This window comes from Synechococcus sp. R8-2 (assembly GCF_047461715.1).
Taxonomy (GTDB): Bacteria; Cyanobacteriota; Cyanobacteriia; order Thermostichales; family Thermostichaceae; genus Thermostichus.
Window position 1 is genome coordinate 1 of sequence record NZ_JANSHQ010000341.1, and the last position, 2,160, is coordinate 2,160.

The 2,160-nt window shown below is 59.4% G+C and carries 3 protein-coding genes; 1 reads left to right on the forward strand and 2 read right to left on the reverse strand.

What is annotated here, in order from left to right:
* Positions 1–100 precede the first annotated feature (100 nt).
* Positions 101–820 (forward strand): photosystem II biogenesis protein Psp29, encoded by a 720-nt coding sequence (psb29, locus tag NW819_RS08680; RefSeq protein ID WP_041436186.1) that lies wholly within the window; start codon positions 101–103, stop codon positions 818–820.
* A gap of 9 nt (positions 821–829) precedes the next feature.
* Here psb29 and NW819_RS08685 read toward each other — a convergent pair whose 3' ends face one another.
* Both NW819_RS08685 and NW819_RS08690 read right to left on the reverse strand, forming a co-directional pair.
* Complete coding sequence (locus NW819_RS08685) at positions 830–1,534, reverse strand: esterase/lipase family protein (protein WP_011432154.1); 705 nt, start codon at positions 1,532–1,534, stop codon at positions 830–832.
* Between the two features lie 3 nt (positions 1,535–1,537).
* Entirely contained in the window at positions 1,538–2,062 is a 525-nt protein-coding gene (locus NW819_RS08690) for a GNAT family N-acetyltransferase (RefSeq protein ID WP_414343795.1), read from the reverse strand.
* Positions 2,063–2,160 lie beyond the last annotated feature (98 nt).

Sequence of the window (2,160 nt, forward strand, 5' to 3'; positions counted from 1 at the left end):
TTCAGGCCGGGGAGGATGTCAACACAGCTTGCCCTCAGGGTCAGCACAGGTGAGAATAAAAAAACAGAGAAGCCATCCTCAAGCTCATTTTTGTCTGCCTGTGAATCCTGTTCGCACCCTCTCCGCCACCAAAGCGGCCTTTTTCAGCGCCTACCCTCGCCCGATCAACGCCGTCTATCGCCGGGTGGTGGAGGAGTTGTTGGTGGAGCTGCACCTGACCACCGTCAACAGCACCTTCGTCTACGATCCGTTTTTTGCCTTGGGGCTGGTCACCCTCTACGACGGGCTGATGGAAGCCTATCACCCCCCTGAGCAGCGAGAAGCCATTTTCAACGCCCTCTGTAAGGCTCTGCACCTCAAGCCGGAGGTGTTGCGCAAGAATGCCCGCGATCTGCTGGAGTTGATGGGAAGCGGGGATCCCCGTCAAAGACTTGATCTCCTCTGTCTCAAGCCAGAGGCGGAAGATGTGGGTGGGTTGAAAGCCATTTTGGAGCGCATGACTCAGCCGCCCTACGCCTACAGCCGGGTCTTGGCTGTTGGCCTTTACACAGCCTATGAAGTTGTGGCCAAGTCCCTTTACGAAGAACCAGAAGAACGCACCCGCCGCTTTTTGGAGAATGTGGTGAGCAAGCTGCCCTTTTCAACAGAGCGGGTGAGAAAAGATCTGGAGCTCTATCGCAGCAGTTTGGATCGCATGAAGCAGGCGCGGGCTGTGGTCGAGGAGATGGTAAAAGCCGCCCGGCGTCAGCAGGAACGCCGCCAATCGGCCGCCTCTTTGCCCGAGACTTCCCTCGGCGACCCAAGCAAGCCTGGCAGCTAAACCCCGGCCCTAAGCCAGATACTGAGCCCAAGTTTCCACCACCTCGGGGGATCCATACCAGCGCCGTCCACCCCGACCGGAATGGTAGCAGTTGGGCAGAGTGAGGTTAACAGCCCCCTGCAGGTGGGCAGCCTCGATGGGGGTAATGCCATCGCCCCACAATTCCCCCTGTCCAGCCGTGAGCCAATAGCTGTTGTAGGCCAGCCAAGCCAGATAATGCTCCTGTCGCCACAGGGATCCCAGACTCAACCTCTGCCCCTGGATGACCCTGCCGGCCACGCACACATATTTGACCTCGGGCCAAAAGGCCCCCGGATAGTGGGTGTTGACAAAGTCCAAATTGCGCTTCGTCCAGCGCTCCCGGCTGGTGTGGGGGGATCCCAAGCTAATCAGCGCAGCGACCTGCTCCCGCCCCTGCCACACCTGTCCCCCATAGGGCACGGATCCCAGGTAGATGCGGGCAATCCAGCCGCCGGCGGAGTGGGCCACCAGGTTAACTCGGTCAACCCCAAACTCAGCGCAGGTCTTTTGGATGGTCTCTCGAAGGGCCCACAGGATGGGAGTGACAGGCCTTCCCCCCAGCGTGGGAAACCAACTGCGCACCTGCAACGGCACCACCCGTGCCGCATAGCCGCGGGCTTCCAGCTCTTGGCGCAGGGGCTCATACTCCGACGCACCCGCCAGATAACCGGGCAAAATCACCACAGGGGCCATACGCTAGCGGGGATACCAGAACATGCCTTTGATCCCCTCAGGGTCGGCGGTGAAGCCCAGCCGTTCGTAAAAGCTGACCACTCCCTGATCGGCAAAAAGGGTGATGTTGCTGATGTCTCGGGCGCGCAGCTCGTGGATCACCTTTTCCATCAGCCGCTTGCCCAGACCCCTACCCTGGAAATCGGGATGAACCACCACATCCCAAATGGTGGCATTGAAAGCGTGGTCGGACGTTGCCCGGGCAAAGCCGATGAGGCGACGGTAGCTGCCCCGCTGCTGCCACATCGACACCACCAAAAAGCTGTGCTGCAGGGCTTTTCTCACCTTGTGAATGGGGCGACGCGACCACCCCACCGCATCGCAGAGCTCCTCTAGCTCGTACAGATCCAAGTTGGGATCCAAGCTGAAGAGGATTGTCTCCCCTCGTACCACCACCGTTTCCTGGCGACGGTCGGCCCTAGCTGTTTGCGCCGGCTCTTTGGTTGTAGCAGCTCCTGCTGACCCGAACAGGCCCTTCCAAAAACTCATGTGAATCGCTGCCGAGTGAAAGCTCACCCCTACTTTGGGTGAGCGTGTCCTCAGTATAGCCAGGATCGGTGGCGGAATTGTTTCCAATTTCTAGGGAT